General features: G+C 69.2%; 17 protein-coding genes. All 17 read right to left on the reverse strand.

Going from position 1 to position 14413, the window contains the following annotated elements:
• Positions 1–14: 14 nt before the first annotated feature.
• Positions 15–1088 carry a hydrogenase expression/formation protein HypE gene (hypE, locus tag ACWESM_RS01280; protein ID WP_452490647.1) on the reverse strand — a complete coding sequence of 358 codons (1074 nt, stop codon included), beginning with the start codon at positions 1086–1088 and terminating at the stop codon, positions 15–17.
• The gene (gene hypD, locus ACWESM_RS01285; protein WP_355070278.1) at positions 1081–2193 is read right to left on the reverse strand and encodes a hydrogenase formation protein HypD; all 1113 of its coding nucleotides are present in this window, start codon (positions 2191–2193) and stop codon (positions 1081–1083) included. The genes hypE and hypD overlap by 8 nt, the downstream gene beginning before the upstream one ends.
• On the reverse strand, positions 2190–2516 hold the full coding sequence (locus tag ACWESM_RS01290) for a HypC/HybG/HupF family hydrogenase formation chaperone (RefSeq protein ID WP_355070277.1): 327 nt from the start codon (positions 2514–2516) through the stop codon (positions 2190–2192). Before ACWESM_RS01290 ends, hypD begins: the two co-directional genes overlap by 4 nt.
• Before the next feature lie 16 nt (positions 2517–2532).
• Positions 2533–4833, reverse strand: coding sequence for a carbamoyltransferase HypF (hypF, locus tag ACWESM_RS01295; RefSeq protein WP_452490650.1), 2301 nt, complete (start codon positions 4831–4833; stop codon positions 2533–2535).
• Positions 4830–5072 carry a HypC/HybG/HupF family hydrogenase formation chaperone gene (locus ACWESM_RS01300; RefSeq protein ID WP_355070275.1) on the reverse strand — a complete coding sequence of 81 codons (243 nt, stop codon included), beginning with the start codon at positions 5070–5072 and terminating at the stop codon, positions 4830–4832. Before ACWESM_RS01300 ends, hypF begins: the two co-directional genes overlap by 4 nt.
• 3 nt (positions 5073–5075) lie before the next feature.
• The gene (locus ACWESM_RS01305; RefSeq protein ID WP_355070274.1) at positions 5076–5576 is read right to left on the reverse strand and encodes a hydrogenase maturation protease; all 501 of its coding nucleotides are present in this window, start codon (positions 5574–5576) and stop codon (positions 5076–5078) included.
• 13 nt (positions 5577–5589) lie between these two features.
• A complete protein-coding gene (locus ACWESM_RS01310; protein WP_355070272.1) occupies positions 5590–5907 on the reverse strand; it encodes a hypothetical protein in 318 nt (105 codons plus the stop codon).
• 22 nt (positions 5908–5929) lie between these two features.
• Positions 5930–6049 carry a DUF6893 family small protein gene (locus tag ACWESM_RS01315; RefSeq protein WP_379251242.1) on the reverse strand — a complete coding sequence of 40 codons (120 nt, stop codon included), beginning with the start codon at positions 6047–6049 and terminating at the stop codon, positions 5930–5932.
• Positions 6050–6062: 13 nt separating this feature from the next.
• Entirely contained in the window at positions 6063–7391 is a 1329-nt protein-coding gene (locus tag ACWESM_RS01320; protein WP_452490652.1) for a hypothetical protein, read from the reverse strand.
• Positions 7388–8035, reverse strand: coding sequence for a DUF6084 family protein (locus ACWESM_RS01325; RefSeq protein WP_364426060.1), 648 nt, complete (start codon positions 8033–8035; stop codon positions 7388–7390). The genes ACWESM_RS01320 and ACWESM_RS01325 overlap by 4 nt, the downstream gene beginning before the upstream one ends.
• Positions 8032–8667, reverse strand: coding sequence for a DUF5947 family protein (locus tag ACWESM_RS01330; RefSeq protein WP_356961512.1), 636 nt, complete (start codon positions 8665–8667; stop codon positions 8032–8034). Before ACWESM_RS01330 ends, ACWESM_RS01325 begins: the two co-directional genes overlap by 4 nt.
• Entirely contained in the window at positions 8664–9578 is a 915-nt protein-coding gene (locus tag ACWESM_RS01335) for a NifU family protein (RefSeq protein ID WP_364426101.1), read from the reverse strand. Before ACWESM_RS01335 ends, ACWESM_RS01330 begins: the two co-directional genes overlap by 4 nt.
• 33 nt (positions 9579–9611) lie before the next feature.
• Positions 9612–11408 carry a nickel-dependent hydrogenase large subunit gene (locus ACWESM_RS01340; protein ID WP_355070264.1) on the reverse strand — a complete coding sequence of 599 codons (1797 nt, stop codon included), beginning with the start codon at positions 11406–11408 and terminating at the stop codon, positions 9612–9614.
• An 11-nt stretch (positions 11409–11419) separates the two neighbouring features.
• Positions 11420–12475 (reverse strand): NADH-quinone oxidoreductase subunit B family protein, encoded by a 1056-nt coding sequence (locus tag ACWESM_RS01345; protein ID WP_452490655.1) that lies wholly within the window; start codon positions 12473–12475, stop codon positions 11420–11422.
• 92 nt (positions 12476–12567) lie between these two features.
• A complete protein-coding gene (hypB, locus tag ACWESM_RS01350; protein WP_452490657.1) occupies positions 12568–13425 on the reverse strand; it encodes a hydrogenase nickel incorporation protein HypB in 858 nt (285 codons plus the stop codon).
• The gene (locus tag ACWESM_RS01355; protein WP_355071017.1) at positions 13383–13757 is read right to left on the reverse strand and encodes a hydrogenase maturation nickel metallochaperone HypA/HybF; all 375 of its coding nucleotides are present in this window, start codon (positions 13755–13757) and stop codon (positions 13383–13385) included. Before ACWESM_RS01355 ends, hypB begins: the two co-directional genes overlap by 43 nt.
• A 237-nt stretch (positions 13758–13994) precedes the next feature.
• The gene (locus tag ACWESM_RS01360) at positions 13995–14369 is read right to left on the reverse strand and encodes a PepSY domain-containing protein (protein WP_355070259.1); all 375 of its coding nucleotides are present in this window, start codon (positions 14367–14369) and stop codon (positions 13995–13997) included.
• Positions 14370–14413 lie beyond the last annotated feature (44 nt).

Raw genomic sequence — 14413 nt, forward strand, 5'->3', positions numbered from 1 at the left:
ATACCGGTCCCCTGTCAGCAGATCCGCGGCAACTGCTCGCCCGCGGGCAGATCCACCACCCGCGTACCGCCGAGTGCCGTGCGGGCGACCACCATGTCGGGATGCTCGGCGACGCATCGGCCGATCACGGCGGCCTGCGCGCCCAGTGGGTGCTCCCGCATCGCCGCCAGCACGCGTTCGGCGTCCTCGGGCGCGACGAACGCCAGCAGCTTGCCCTCGTTGGCCACGTACATCGGGTCCAGGCCGAGCAGCCCGCACGCGTCGCGCACGCCGTCCGGCACGGGAAGCTGCCGCTCGTCCAGGGCCACGCCGACTTTCGCGGCACGGGCGATCTCGTTGAGCGAGGCCGCGACGCCGCCGCGGGTGGGGTCGCGCAGCACGTGCACGTCGGCGCCGGTGGCCAGCATCGCCGCGACCAGACCGTGCAGCGGCGCGGTGTCGCTGAGCACGGTGGTACCGAACTCCAGACCCTCGCGGCAACTGAGCACCGCGACACCGTGCACCCCGATCTCGCCGCTGACCAGCACGATGTCGCCCGGGGTCGCGCGTTGCGGCCGGATGTCCACCTCCGCGGGCACCACGCCGATGCCCGCGGTGTTGATGTAGATCCCGTCACCGTGCCCGGCGTCGACCACCTTGGTGTCCCCGGTGACCAGCTGGACTTCGGCCGCCAGCGCGGCGGTCCCGACCGCCTGCGCGATGCGTGCGATGTCGGCCAGCGCGGTGCCCTCCTCCAGGATGAACGCGGTGGACAGCACCATCGGACGCGCACCGGACATGGCCAGATCGTTCACCGTGCCGTTGACCGCGAGCTCACCGATGGTGCCGCCCGGGAAGACGAGCGGCTTCACCACGAACGAATCGGTGGAGAAGGCCAGCCGCGCGCCGTCGAGCGTGACGACCGCGGAATCGGTCAGGTCCGCGTTCGCGGCGGAGCCGAACGCGGGCAGGAACAGATGCTCGATCAGCTCGCCGGACATCGCGCCGCCGCCGCCGTGGCCCATGACGATGTTCGGCGAATCCCGCAGCGGCATCGGGCAGACCCAGCCCTCATCGATCGTCACGGGCGCGGCGCCTTTTTCACGCATGGGCCACCTCCGCGGGCAGATCCAAGCGCCGGTACAGGTAGTACGCGGCGCACGCGCCTTCGGAGGACACCATGGTGGCGCCCAACGGATTCCGCGGCGTGCACTGCTTGCCGAAAGCGGCGCACTCGTTCGGTTTGATCAGCCCCTGCAGCACCTCGCCGGAGCGGCAGATGGTCGATTCTTCGGTGTGCAGGTCGCCCACGGCGAAGCGGTGTTCGGCGTCGAACTCGCGATAGCGCTCCGACAGCCGCCAGCCGCTGCGCGGGATGACGCCGATGCCGCGCCAGCCCCGGTCGGTGACCTCGAAGACGTCCTGCAGCATGGCTTTCGCCGCGGGATTGCCCGCAGCGGACACCGCGCGCGGGTAGGCGTTCTCCAGTTCGTGCCTGCCGGACTCCAGTTGCAGCACGGTGCGGCGGATACCCTCCAGGATGTCCAGCGGTTCGAATCCGGTGACCACCATCGGCACTCGGTACTGCTCGGCCAGCGGCGGGTACTCGTCGGTGCCCATCACGGTGCAGACGTGCCCGGCGGCGAGGAACCCCTGCACCCGACAGGTCGGCGACTCCATGATGGCGGCGATGGCGGGCGGGACCAGCACGTGCGAAACCAGCAGCGAGAAGTTCCTGATCCCCAGCCGCTTCGCCTGGTAGACCGTCATGGCGTTGGCCGGAGCCGTGGTCTCGAATCCGATGCCGAAGAACACCACCTCGCGGTCGGGATTCTCCTTGGCCAGGTTCAGCGCGTCCAGCGGCGAGTACACCACACGGACGTCACCGCCCTCGCTCTTCACCCGGAACAGGTCCTTGGAACTGCCCGGCACGCGCAGCATGTCACCGAACGAACAGAAGATCACGCCCGGTCGCGCGGCGATCTCCAGCGCCTTGTCGATCACCTCCAACGGGGTGACGCAGACCGGGCAGCCGGGGCCGTGGATCATCTCGATCTGGTCGGGCAGCAGTTGGTCTATGCCGTGACGGATGATCGAATGTGTCTGTCCGCCACAAACTTCCATGATCGCCCAGCGGCGGCTGGTCGCGGCGCGGATCCCATCGAGCAGGTGCCGGGCCAGCTCGGGGTTGCTGAACTCGTCGAGATATTTCATGACTTCGCCTCCGGTTCCTCGCGGGACGGCTCGGCGGCGGGATTGTCCAGGCCCGCCTGCTTCGCGGCGATGGCGAAACCGTCGCCGAATTCCTCGTTCAGTACGCCGAGGTGCTCGAACTCGGCCAGGGTCCGCAGCGCGGACTCCTCGTCCAGACGCTGGATCGCGAAACCGACGTGGACCACGACGTAATCGCCGACCGCCGCGTCCGGGATGTATTGCAGGCACACGTCCTTGTGCACGCCGCCGAAGTCGACGACCGACATCAGCGTGCCGTCCCGCTCGTGCAGGCTGAGCACTTTGCCTGGTACCGCAAGACACATCGTTGCTCTCCTTCGCTCATCCCTCGCTGCACGCGAGGAGTTGCCCGAACGCGAGGCCGCCGTCGTTGGGCGGCAGTCTGTGGTGGGTGATCACGGTGAACCCGTTGTCGCGCAGCAGTGCACACGATCGCGCGAGCAGCAGGGCGTTCTGGAACACGCCGCCGGACAGGGCGACGACCGTCCCCGGGGCGGCGTAACGCGCCGCGAGGTCGAGCACCAACCGAGCGACGGCGGCGTGGAAGCGCGCGCCCACCACCTGCGGGGGCGCGCCCGCGCGAACGTCGGCGACCACGTCCGCGATCACCGGCGCGGCATCGATCCCGGCGGGATCGCCGTCCGCGAGCGGGAATCGGTAGGCGGCGTCGCCTTCCGCCCCCGCGCGCGAGAGTCCTTCCAATTCGATCGCCGCCTGGGCTTCGTAGTCGACGACGTGCCGCACGCCGCACAGCGAGGAGACCGCGTCGAACAACCGGCCCATGCTGGACGTGGGCGCGCAGCCCAGTCCGGTCCGGAACTGGTGGGCCAGCACCGAACGCTCGGCGGGCGGACACGCCGCGACCGCGGGAATGTCCTCGGACCAGTCGATCCCGGCCGCGCGCAGATGAGCCAGCGCCATGCGGTAGGGCCTGCGCACGGCGAGATCGCCGCCCGCGAGCGGCACGTACTTCAGGTGCGCCAGACGCCGGTAGCCCTTGTAGCCCGCCAGCAGCACCTCACCGCCCCACACCGCCGCGTCCGGTCCGTACCCGGTGCCGTCGAAGGCGATGCCGACCACCTGCTCGGTCGCGCCGAGCCCGTGCTCGCCCATGACTGCGGCGATGTGCGCGTGATGGTGCTGGACGGTGTAGACGGCTCGCTCGCCCGCGTGCCTGCGCGCCCAGGCGGTGGAGCGGTAGCCGGGGTGCGCGTCGGCGACCAGCTGCGCGGGACGGACGCCGGTGAGTTCTCCGAGGTGGCGCTGCGCGGCGTCGAAGGAGCGCAGCGTCGCCAGGTCGTCCATGTCGCCGATGTGCTGGCTCAACCAGGCGTAGCGGCCGTCGGCCATCGCGCAGGTGTTCTTGAGGTCCGCGCCGACGGCGAGCGTCGGCGGCAGCGGCACCGGCAGCAACAGCGGCAGCGGCGCGTAGCCGCGCGAGCGCCGGACCGGCAGTTCGCGGCCGTCGAGCGAGCGCACCACCGAGTCGTCGCAGGGCACCAGGATGCGCCGGTTGTGCGACAGCCAGCCGTCGGCGAGCCCGGCCAGGCGGGTGCGTGCGTCGTCGTCCTGGTAGCAGATCGGCTCGCCGCCGAGATTGCCCGAGGTCATCACGAGCACCTGCGGGCCGGGCGGGTCGCCGGGCAGACCGAACAGCAGCAGGTGCAGCGGGGTGTAGGCGAGCATCACGCCCAGGTCTGGATTGCCGGGCGCCACCGATGGCGAGACCGCCGGGCCGTCGTTCGAAGGGGGCTCCTCGGGCGAGGATCGGCGAGCGAGCAACACGATGGGGCGAGCCGGGCTGGTCAGCAGCGTCTCGGCGGCGTCGTCGACGGCGACGATGGCCCGTGCCGTGGCCAGATCCGGGACCATGACGGCGAAAGGTTTGTCACCACGGCGTTTGCGACGTCGCAGTACCGCGACGGCGGCCTCGTTCGTGGCGTCACAGGCGAGGTGGTATCCGCCGATGCCTTTGACCGCCAGGATTCCGCCCGCGCGCAGCAGTTGCCGCGCGGCCGCCAGCGGCGTACCGGCTCCCGGTCCCGTATAGGCGAGCGTGGGGCCGCAGTCGGGGCAGGCGATCGGCTGCGCGTGGAAGCGCCGATCGGCGGGATCGGCGTATTCCCGCGCGCACCGCTCGCACATGGCGAAGTCGGCCATCGATGTGCGCTCGCGGTCGTAGGGCAGGCTCGCGATGATGGTGAAACGCGGACCGCAGTTGGTGCAATTGACGAACGGATGGCGATAACGGCGATCGCGCGGATCGCGCAACTCGCGTTCGCAATCGGCGCAAATCGCGACATCGGGTGAGGCGAGCGTGCGACCGCCGCCCTCGCGCGTGGTGCCCGCGATGTGGAATCCGGTGCCGCCGCGCGCCGGGATGTCGGCCTGCTCGACCGACTCGATCACCGCCAGCGGCGGCGGTCGCAGGCGCAGCCGCCGGGCGAACTCGTCCAGATCTCTGGCCGCTCCCTCGATCTCGACGATCACGCCGTTGCTGTTGTTGCTCACGCTGCCGGACAGAGCCAGTTCGGCGGCGGTGGTGTAGACGAACGGCCGGAATCCGACGCCTTGGACCACACCGCGCACCAGCAGACGCCGCCGCAGCCGCACAGTGTTCATGACTGGTCCCCGCGTTGCAGCAGACGCAGCCCTTGCAGCGCCGCCTCGGCTCCCGCCGCGTCGGTCTTCTCCACCGCGAAGCCCATGTGGATGATCACCCAGTCACCCGGCCGGGCCGGATCGTCGTCGAGCAGCCCGATGTTCACCTTCCGCTGCTCGCCGGAGACGTCGACCAAGGCGATCTGATCGTGGTAGCCGTCAGGGATCGCCAGCACCTGTCCCGGGATGCCCAGACACATCGGTCAGTCCTCCTGTCGCGCTGTGGCCCGCGGAAGCGGGGAGCCATCGGATGTCCCGGCGGGCAGGAACGCGGCGAGCACCTCGCCGACGGCGGCGACCGCCTCCGGCACCGCCGCCGCGACCGGCGCGGACAGGCCGATACCCTCCTCCACGCAGGCGACCTGGCAGCCGATCACCACCGTGGGCGGCAACACGCCGCCCAGCGCGCGTACCCCGGCGAAGACGGCGTCCGGGCTCATCGCGTGGGCGTCGAGCTGGGCGCCGGTGTCCTCCGGCTCGGCGCCGAACACCTCGACCCGGCCGGGCGCGCCGCGGTCGGGCAGCGCGTCGATCAGCAGCAGCGCCGCCCAGGGGTCGAGCAGGTCGTAGGCGAGGTGCATGCCGCGGATGCCGTAGTCCACCGCGCGCACACCGGGGTCGGGGTGGTGCGGCAGTCTGCGCACCACCTCGGGTCCGAATCCGTCGTCGCCGAGGAAGATGTTGCCGATCCCGGCGATCAGCACCGCGGCCGTCGAGTCACCCCTCTTTCTCGGTGGGTGTCGTCGCGCCGCCCACTCGCGCGTCGTCGACCTTTCCGGTCGCCGTCTCCGCGGGGGCGTTGGCGGTGTCCTTGCGCTCGTCGTACGGAGGTGCCGCCGCTTCGGTGCCGGTCGGGGCTTCCGAGGTGAACTCGGTGCCCTTCTTGGCGTCTTCCGGATGCGCGGAGGTCATCTCCTCGTGACCGATGTGGCCCGGTTCCCGGTCCGCCGGGCCTCCGGCCGCGACGCCCGTGCCCGCGTCGCGCGAACCCGGCGCGCCACGTGCCGATTGCGGCTCTTCGCGATGCTCACCCATGATGCTCCTTTCCGGTGCCCCGCTACATGTGCCGGATCTTCAGATATCGCCGCAGATCCGGGAGCGACCGCACGCCGAGATACACTCCCGCCGCCACCAGCACGGCGACGACGGTCGTCGAGACCACTCCCACGGTTTCCATAGCGGACTTCCTTTCATTCCTCGGTGCCGTCGAGCGGCTCCAGTTCGTCGGGCGCGAAATACAGGTAGCGCCCGTACCATTCGTGCAGCTCGGCCGCCGGATCGGCGTCCAGCACCACCCCGACGTGCGCCTGTCCGTCCACGTCCTCGTGAACCGAGACGACCCGGGCGCACTGCCCGTCGAAGAACAGATCCTGGGCGTCGGCCCGGCGCGCCGGATGCAGCCGGACGCGGCTGCCCTTGCGCACCAGCGCCCCCGCGACCGGCACAGCGTCCAAGTCCGGGCGAACGGCGCTGTCGGCCAGCGGGTCCCACCAATCGACGCCCTCGGGAATCTCCGGGATCAACCCGGGCCCCTCGGCGTGCGGGTCGCGCAGCACCCCGTGCAACTGCCGCATCGCGTCGGGCGACATGGCCTCGCAGCGGTCGATGATCTCCGCCGCGCGCGGGTCGGTGGCTCGGGCGCTCGCCTTCTCCGCATCGGTCATGGTGAGTATGCGCAGCGTGAGGATCTCGTCGATCTCGGTGGAGTCGAACAGCGCTCCTTCGCTCTGCTCCGCGATCTCCGGGTGGTCGTAGAGGATGATCGGCGAGATGAGCAGCACGCTGTAGTCGCCTGGCGGCCCCGCGAGCACCGGGAAACACCGGTACCGATCGCAGCGGGCGGCCACGGCGGTGGCGTCGGGCGGCGGTTCCAGCAGGGAGACGAACTGTCCGCCGGTGATCTCCGCGATGATGTGCGCGCCGATCAGCGAGCGGGCGATGGCGTCGCGCTTGTCGGTCGCGGGTGCGCCCACGTTGCGCAGGACGACCGTGAGCCGTAGGAAGCCGTCGTCTCGGTCGGCGGCGAGTTCCAGCTCACCCGTCAGCGGCAGCCGGGTCCGCACGAACGTGCCCGGCGCGGAGACGGCCGCGGTGGCGATCTGCTCGGCGTCGGAGCCGCCCGGGATGTCCAGCGGCAGGATCGCGCGGGCGGGCGGGACCGGGCCGACGGTGATCTCCTGCTCGACCGCCTCGTCCCAGGACAGCCACGACCGCGCGCCATCGGTCACCTCGGCGACAGGCGTACCGTCCCCGTCCACCACTTGGCGGCGCTGGAGCTGGAGGAACCGCACGGTGAGGGTGAGTTCGGGATTCTCGCCCGGGTCGATCAGGCACTGCGCCGACAGCGTCGACTCCTCGCCGAGTCCCGCCACGGCGGCCCCGTGCGGCCCCAGCACGCCGAACTGCCAGCGCGACTGGTTCTTGCGCGCGTCGGCCCGGTAGGGGTACAGCAGGTAGCCCTCGTAGAGCACCGCGTCGGCCACGGCGCGGGCGCGGGCACGAGCTTCGGCGGTCGTCACGGCGTCTCCTCGGTGCTGGTCAGCAGGCGGGTCACCGCGTCGTCGAAGCCGTGCAGGCCGTGGCTGGATTTGTAGGTGGCCAGCGCCCGGAGCGTGTCGTTGTGCAGCCGCACCCACCCGGTATTCGGGAAGTACGCGTCCATCAGGCCCTGCCACACCGACACGGGCATCTCGAACTTGTCCTCGCGGTCCCATGGAATCTGCTGGATGGCGAATCCGGTCGTGCCTCGGATGAAGACCGTCCCGCTGAACAGGAACAGCAGCGGAACCACACCCTCGCGCAACGCGTGCAGGTACTTCGATCCGGTCACCTCGAAGTCGTAGGTGCACGGCATCGGCAGGTCCACTTGGGCGCCGCCGGTGAAACTCGGAACCATGGTGGCGCAGTGCATCCAGAGAAACGAGCGCTGGGTCTCGTGCCACCGTTCGCGCGGGCCGAACAGATCGACCAGCCCTGCGGCCTCCTCGTCGGAGTAGCCGCGGCGGAACGGCTCGATGCGCACCTGCGCGCGCAGGGCGATGGCGTGCACGGGCTCCTCCGCGAGCGCGGCGATGCCGACGCGCGCGGACAGGATCGGCGCGACGGCGTACGGCTCGGGTTTGATCTCGAGCACGGCGAACGTCGTCGAGTACACCGGGCTCATGCCGCACCGCCGGTTTTCGCGCGCGCCGACGCCTCGGCGAAGAACTCCTCCAGGTATCGGTGCACGTCCTGGCCGCCGTCGAATCCGTGCCACAGCAGCCGCATCCGGCCGACGAACTCGTAGCAGGCGTCGATCGGTAGCAGCAGGCAAGCCGCCCGCTCGGTGCGGCGGTCGGGCACCCGGATGAGCAGCGCTTCCACGTCCGGGGCGAGCACGTCCAGCTCGGGATGCCGGTGAATGATCGAATTCCATTGCTCCAGAGGTAATTCCGACTCCGTAGCGCCGGCGGGCCCTGGATAGAACGCCACCGTCCGGTCCAGTGCGGAATTGCGGAAGAAGAACGCCAGATTCACGGGGATGTCCAGTGCGTCCCATTCGGCCCGGCTGATCGTGAAATCCGGGAACGTGAGATACCGGTCCGGCACCGCGCGATACCGCAGCTCCGCGTTCTGGTCGACGAACAGCAAGTAGCAGCCGCGGCATACGCACATCAGCTGCCTGCCTTCGACGTTCACCACGTGCTGGTGCCGGTCGGCGATCGGCTCCGCGCACATCTCGCACCGCTCGCCGGGCCGGGGGGCGGGCCCGCGATCGGCGGCGATCCGCTGGAGCGCGCGAAACGGTGTGCTCACCCGTGGACCTCCACCGGCACCGCCACCGACAGTTCGCCGGAGCGCACGAGCACGGGGAGCGGTTCGAGGTGACCGTCACCGTCGACCCGGGCGCCCGCGTGCACCACGTCGTAGTGCGCCCGGCAGGTCGGGCACCGCAGCACCGCGTCACCGGCCGGGAACCCCACGCGCCGCTCCAGCGCCGCACCCGCGAGCGATCGGTCGCATCCGGGGCAGTGGTCGCGATAGGCGTACAGCTCCGTTCCCACCCGGCAGGCGAGCACCGTCAGCCCGGCGACGTCGAAGCCGCCCACCTCGCCCGCGTCGAGTTCGGCCAGTTCGGGGACCGCGACCCAGTTGCCGGACCGCGCGCCGTCCGCGCGCACGCGCGAGAACAGCGAGTCGGCGGAGATCACCCCCGCCGACTCGGTCTGCGCGGCGACCACTTCGATGGACTCGATCTCCGGCGCGGCCGCCCGCACCGCGTCCTCGACGGCCAGTTCGAGCGTCACCGACGAGGACGGACAGCTCTTGCAACTACCCGCCAGTTCCAAGCGCACCACGCCGTCGACGATGTCGACCAGGTGGACGTCGCCGCCGTGGGAACCGAGATACGGACGCACGCTGTCCAGCGCGTTCCCTACGCGGGTGGCCACATCGTGCGGATGCAACCCGTGCACGAGCAGCAGACTCGCGACCAGATCGTCGCGGGTCAACCGCTCGACCGCCGCGTCGTCGAGCAGCTCGACCACGCGGGTCAGCGCCGCGCCGTAGAGTTCGACCAGTTCGCGCACGAGTTGCTCCGCGCGTTCGCGGGCGAGCGCACCGCCCGCCGAACTCGCTTCCAGCAAGGTCTCGATGCGATCACCGGCTTCGCGCCACCGGGAGTCGTCGAGCGTCGCGTCGTCCCGGTCGTCCGGGCGATCCTCCACCGTCACCTCCGGGTCGTTTCGCCCGACGCGGACTCACTCGGGAGTGAGCGTCTGCGTCGGTGAATGCAGCTTCTCCAGCGTCTTGCCCTTGCCTAGATACATGTGCACGCCACACGGCAGGCACGGATCGAAGCTGCGCACGGTGCGCATGACGTCGATGCCCTTGAAGTGCTCGCGGTCGTTCTCCTCGAAGATCGGCTGGCCCTGCACCGCGTCCTCGTAGGGACCCGGCGTGCCGAAGCTGTCGCGCGGGCTGGCGTTCCACGGCGTCGGCGGGTACGGGTGGTAGTTCGCGATCTTGCCGTCCCGGATCACCATGTGATGCGACAGCACGCCGCGCACCGCCTCGGTGAAGCCGCAGCCGATGCTTTCTTCCGGCACCTCGAACTTCTCCCAGGTCTTGGTGTGGCCGGCCCGGATCTCCGCCATCGCCTTCTCCGCGAAGTGCAGCGCGCAGGCCGCCGCGTACGCCTGGAAATAGGTGCGCGCGCGGTTGCGCTCGAGGGTGTTGCTGCCGTGCACCGGCACCTTCCACTCCAGCGTGACCGGCCCCTTGAGCGCGGTCTTGGGCAGATTGATCTGCACGCTGTGCCCGGTGGCCTTCACGTAGCCGATGTCGATGAGGTTGGCCAGCGCCGTCGACCACAGCCGGGCCAGCGGGCCGCCGCCGGTGTCCAGGGGGAGGTGATCGGTGCCGTCGAACCACCGCGGCGACATGACCCAGCTGTACTTCTCGTCCAGGTCGCGTTTCTGCGGCCGGGGGTTGGTGTGCTGGTTCCAGGGATGGCGGCGGTCCACGGGGTTGCCCAGCGGATCGGTCTTGACGAACATCTCCTGATCGGTCCAGTCCTCGTAGTACGAACTGCCCAGCAGGATCCGCAGTCCCAAGTTGATGTCGACCAGGGAGGTGGTCAGCAGTTTGCCGTCGACCACGACGCCGGGGGTCACGTACATCTTGCGGCCCCAGTCCGCCATGTCCTTGTACTCGAAATTGCAGAACTCCGGGTCCTGGAACGAGCCCCAGCAACCCAACAGCGTGCGCCGCAGGCCGACCTTCTCGTAGCCCGGCAGCGCCTCGTAGAAGAAGTCGAACAGATCGTCGTGCATCGGCACGACCTTCTTCATGAACTCCACGTAGCGCATCAGCCGGGACATGTAGTCGGTCATCAACTGGATCGTCGCGACCGTGCCGGGTCCACCGGGATACAGCGTGGACGGATGGACGTGCCTGCCTTCCATCAGGCAGAACATCTCGCGCGTGATCCGGCTGACCTGCAACGCCTCCCGGTAGAACTCACCGGTGAACGGGTTGAGCGCGCGCATGATGTCGGCGATGGTGCGATACCCGTGGTCGCCCGCGTGCGGCGCCTCGGTGTTCTCGGCCCTGGCCAGCACGCCCGGATTGGTCTCGGAGACCATCTTCTCGCAGTAGTCGACGCCGACCAGGTTCTCCTGGAAGATGTTGTGGTCGAACATGTACTCGGCGGCCTCGCCCAGGTTGACGATCCATTCGCCGAGGTGCGGCGGGCGCACGCCGTAGGCCATGTTCTGGCAGTAGCACGAACAGGTGGCGTGGTTGTCGCCGCAGATGCCGCAGATGCGGCTGGTGATGAAGTGCGCGTCGCGCGGGTCCTTGCCCTTCATGAAGATCGAGTAGCCGCGGAAGATGGACGAGGTGCTGTGACACTCGACCACTTCCCGATTCTCGAAGTCGATTTTGGTGTAGATGCCGAGGCTGCCGACGATGCGAGTGATCGGGTCCCACGCCATCTCGACGAGGCGGTCCGGCTCGATCGTTTTGTGCGACGGCTCCGGAATGATCTGGGTCATCAGAGAACCTCCTACCAGGTGCGGGTCGCGCCGGTTTCCAGCTTCCGGCCGCGGTGCCGCCAGTGCGGCTCCTTGTCGACCGTGCGTCCGGTGATGTGACGGAGGCTGCGGATCACCGATCCGTAGAGCCCCGATGCGCTGGACGAGAGCTTTCCGCCCGGTGGTTCGTCCATGAACGGCATGAACTTGTCCGGGAATCCCGGCATGGTGCAGCCGATGCAGATGCCGCCGACGTTCGGGCAGCCGCCCAAGCCGTTCATCCAGCCACGCTTGGGCACGTTGCACTTGACCACGGGCCCCCAGCAGCCGAGCTTCACAATGCATTTCGGCGAGCCGTACTCGGTGGCGAACTCACCCTGCTCGTAGTAACCCGCACGGTCGCAACCCTCGTGCACCGTCGCCCCGAACAGCCACTTGGGCCGCAACGCGTCGTCGAGCGGAATCATGGGCGCCTGGCCGGTCGCCATGTAGAGCAGATAGGTCAGCGTCTCCGACAAGTTGTCCGGCTGGATCGGGCAGCCCGGCACACAGACGATCGGAATACCCGCTTTGCTCTTCCAGCCCCAGCCGAGATAGTCCGGCACGCCCATCGCGCCGGTGGGGTTGCCCGCCATGGCGTGGATGCCACCGTAGGTCGCGCAGGTGCCCGCCGCCACGATGGCCGTGGCCTTCGGCGCGAGACGGTCGAGCCATTCACTGGTCGTCATGGGCTGGCCGGTGGCGGGATTGTTGCCGAACCCGCACCAGTAGCCCTCCTCTTTGATCTGCTCGTTCGGAATCGAGCCCTCGACCACCAGCACGAACGGTTCGAGTTCCCCGCGGTCGGCTTTGAAGAACCACTCCAGGAAGTCGTCCGCACCGCCGTTGGGGCCGCACTCGTAGTCGATCAGCGGCCAATGCACGGCGATCTTCGGCAGACCGGGAAGCGCGCCGAGTGCGATCTCTTCGACGCTCGGCTGCGTGGCCGCCGTCAGGGCGACCGAATCACCGTCACAACTGAGTCCCGCGTTGATCCACAGAACGTGGATCAGCGTCTCTTCGGCTCGTACTGCTTCCTGAGTGGGCATTTCTCGCCACCTTCCGCAGCGGACCACGGGGGCCGAATCTCGCCTTTCTCGAAGAAGGGGTCACCCGCAGATGTGATCCTGATCACTTCACTTTAAGCGCGCCCGGCGGCTTCCTCAAGAGCCGCCGGACCGGCCGCGCGACGCTGCTCGGCCAGCCAGTCGTACCAGGTAGACAGGCCTGTTCTGCTGCTCACGGACAGCGGCAGGACCTCGACGCCGGGGTGTATCGAATGGATGTATTCCCGGCATCGGTCCAAATCGAAATCGACATACGGCAGCAGGTCGGTCTTGTTCACCAGGACCAGCCCCGCCGCCTGGAACATGTGCGGATACTTCAGCGGTTTGTCGGTCCCCTCGGTCACCGAGATGACGACCACCTTCTCCCGCTCCCCCAGATCGAACAGCGCCGGGCAGACCAGGTTGCCGACGTTCTCGACGAACAGCAGCGTGCCCGGCGCCGGGTCGAGCGTCTCCAGCGCGCGATACATCATCTCCGCGTCGAGGTGACATCCCGCGCCGGTGTTGACCTGCACCACACGGCACCCCGTCGCCTTGATCCGGTCGGCATCGAGCAATGTCGCCTGATCCCCTTCGATCACCGCGATCGGGGCCTGGCCGGACTCACGGATGGTGCGCTCCAGCAGCGTGGTCTTACCCGCGCCCGGCGAACTCGTCATATTGAGCGCGAGGATGCCGCGCTCGGCCAGCCAGTCCCGGTTGCGCTGCGCCAGTTCGTCGTTCTTGGCGAGGACCTTCAGCTCCAAGGTGACCGTCTCGGTGGCGGGCACGTGGACGTGGTCGGCGCCGGGGCCGTGCTCGTGTGGATGGTGGTCCTCGTGCGTGTGCTCATGGTCCGCATGGGCGTGATCGTGCCCGTCGGCGCGCTGGTGATCGTGCGGGACGCGAATCAGCGCGGCGGCGTCGTCGCCGCACCCGCAGGTTGCGCACATGCCTCACTCACCTCCATGGATCGGATACGCAGCTCGCGCCCGGAGCGGATCTCGACATCGGCGCTGCCGCAGGGACACAGCAGGATCGGGTCCGGCAGCCGGAACTCGGCGCCACAGGTACGGCATGCCGCCACCCCCGGGATCTCCACCAGGACCAGGTCCGCGCCCTCGGCGACCGTCGCCTCGGCCGCGACTTCGAAACAGAACCGCATGGCATCGGGCACCACAGCGCACAGCGCGCCGACCTCGACGGTGACGGAATGGACCCGCCGGCCCGCCGCGTGCTCACAGACGGCGTCGATGACGCCGCGCGTGATGGCCATCTCGTGCATCCGGACCTCGATTCCTCGAGTGGACAACTTGAGGCTACTCCCGGGCAAACCTCCCGCGGGGCAAATCTTCGATGCTCGGCGAACGCGTCTCCGGGGCGTCACGCGTTACGTCGGCCATGGACCACGGATACCGGCGAAGCCACGGCCGGAATCCCCCTCCGGATCCCTGCCGCCCGGCAGCAAACACCTCGTGCTTACCCCCGCACCGACCCGTCACACCTGCGTCCGCCGACGCGGTCAGTCGGGGTCGACCACGGCGCGGACCTGGCCGCTGTCGGCATCTATCGTCACGTCGTGCTCCACGCCCGCGGGAGTGGTGAGCTCCACCTCCCACACCGCGACCCCCTGGTCCGTGTCGAGCTGAATGGACGTGACCCGTCCGCCCGGCACGGCCGCCAGGGCCTTGTCGATGGCCTGCTGCCTGCTGATACCGGTATCGGCCGCCAGCGACCGGTCCGCCGCGACCGAGCGGAACGCGACGGTGTGATCGTCCGGACCGCCGGTGGCCACCGCGGACAGGACCGCGCTCAGACCGACGACGGCGGCCGCGACGGCCGTGCCGACGAGCAGCCAGCGAAGGCCGGCGTAAGCACGGCGGAATACGGTTGTCATGGGAAACCTCCTGCGCGAGTGATGATCTCGAATGCGTTCACTGT

It is taken from the genome of Nocardia sp. NPDC003999 (assembly GCF_053604885.1).

Bases quoted from the DNA above. Each gene is read 5' to 3' on its own strand.
- hypD (WP_355070278.1), bottom strand. From the start codon at position 2,193: ATGAAATATCTCGACGAGTTCAGCAACCCCGAGCTGGCCCGGCACCTG.
- ACWESM_RS01325 (WP_364426060.1), bottom strand. From the start codon at position 8,035: ATGAGCCCGGTGTACTCGACGACGTTCGCCGTGCTCGAGATCAAACCC.
- ACWESM_RS01290 (WP_355070277.1), bottom strand. From the start codon at position 2,516: ATGTGTCTTGCGGTACCAGGCAAAGTGCTCAGCCTGCACGAGCGGGAC.
- hypB (WP_452490657.1), bottom strand. From the start codon at position 13,425: ATGTGCGCAACCTGCGGGTGCGGCGACGACGCCGCCGCGCTGATTCGC.
- ACWESM_RS01340 (WP_355070264.1), bottom strand. From the start codon at position 11,408: ATGACCCAGATCATTCCGGAGCCGTCGCACAAAACGATCGAGCCGGAC.
- ACWESM_RS01310 (WP_355070272.1), bottom strand. From the start codon at position 5,907: ATGGGTGAGCATCGCGAAGAGCCGCAATCGGCACGTGGCGCGCCGGGT.
- ACWESM_RS01300 (WP_355070275.1), bottom strand. From the start codon at position 5,072: ATGTGTCTGGGCATCCCGGGACAGGTGCTGGCGATCCCTGACGGCTAC.
- ACWESM_RS01315 (WP_379251242.1), bottom strand. From the start codon at position 6,049: ATGGAAACCGTGGGAGTGGTCTCGACGACCGTCGTCGCCGTGCTGGTG.
- ACWESM_RS01360 (WP_355070259.1), bottom strand. From the start codon at position 14,369: ATGACAACCGTATTCCGCCGTGCTTACGCCGGCCTTCGCTGGCTGCTC.
- hypF (WP_452490650.1), bottom strand. From the start codon at position 4,833: ATGAACACTGTGCGGCTGCGGCGGCGTCTGCTGGTGCGCGGTGTGGTC.
- ACWESM_RS01345 (WP_452490655.1), bottom strand. From the start codon at position 12,475: ATGCCCACTCAGGAAGCAGTACGAGCCGAAGAGACGCTGATCCACGTT.
- hypE (WP_452490647.1), bottom strand. From the start codon at position 1,088: ATGCGTGAAAAAGGCGCCGCGCCCGTGACGATCGATGAGGGCTGGGTC.
- ACWESM_RS01355 (WP_355071017.1), bottom strand. From the start codon at position 13,757: ATGCACGAGATGGCCATCACGCGCGGCGTCATCGACGCCGTCTGTGAG.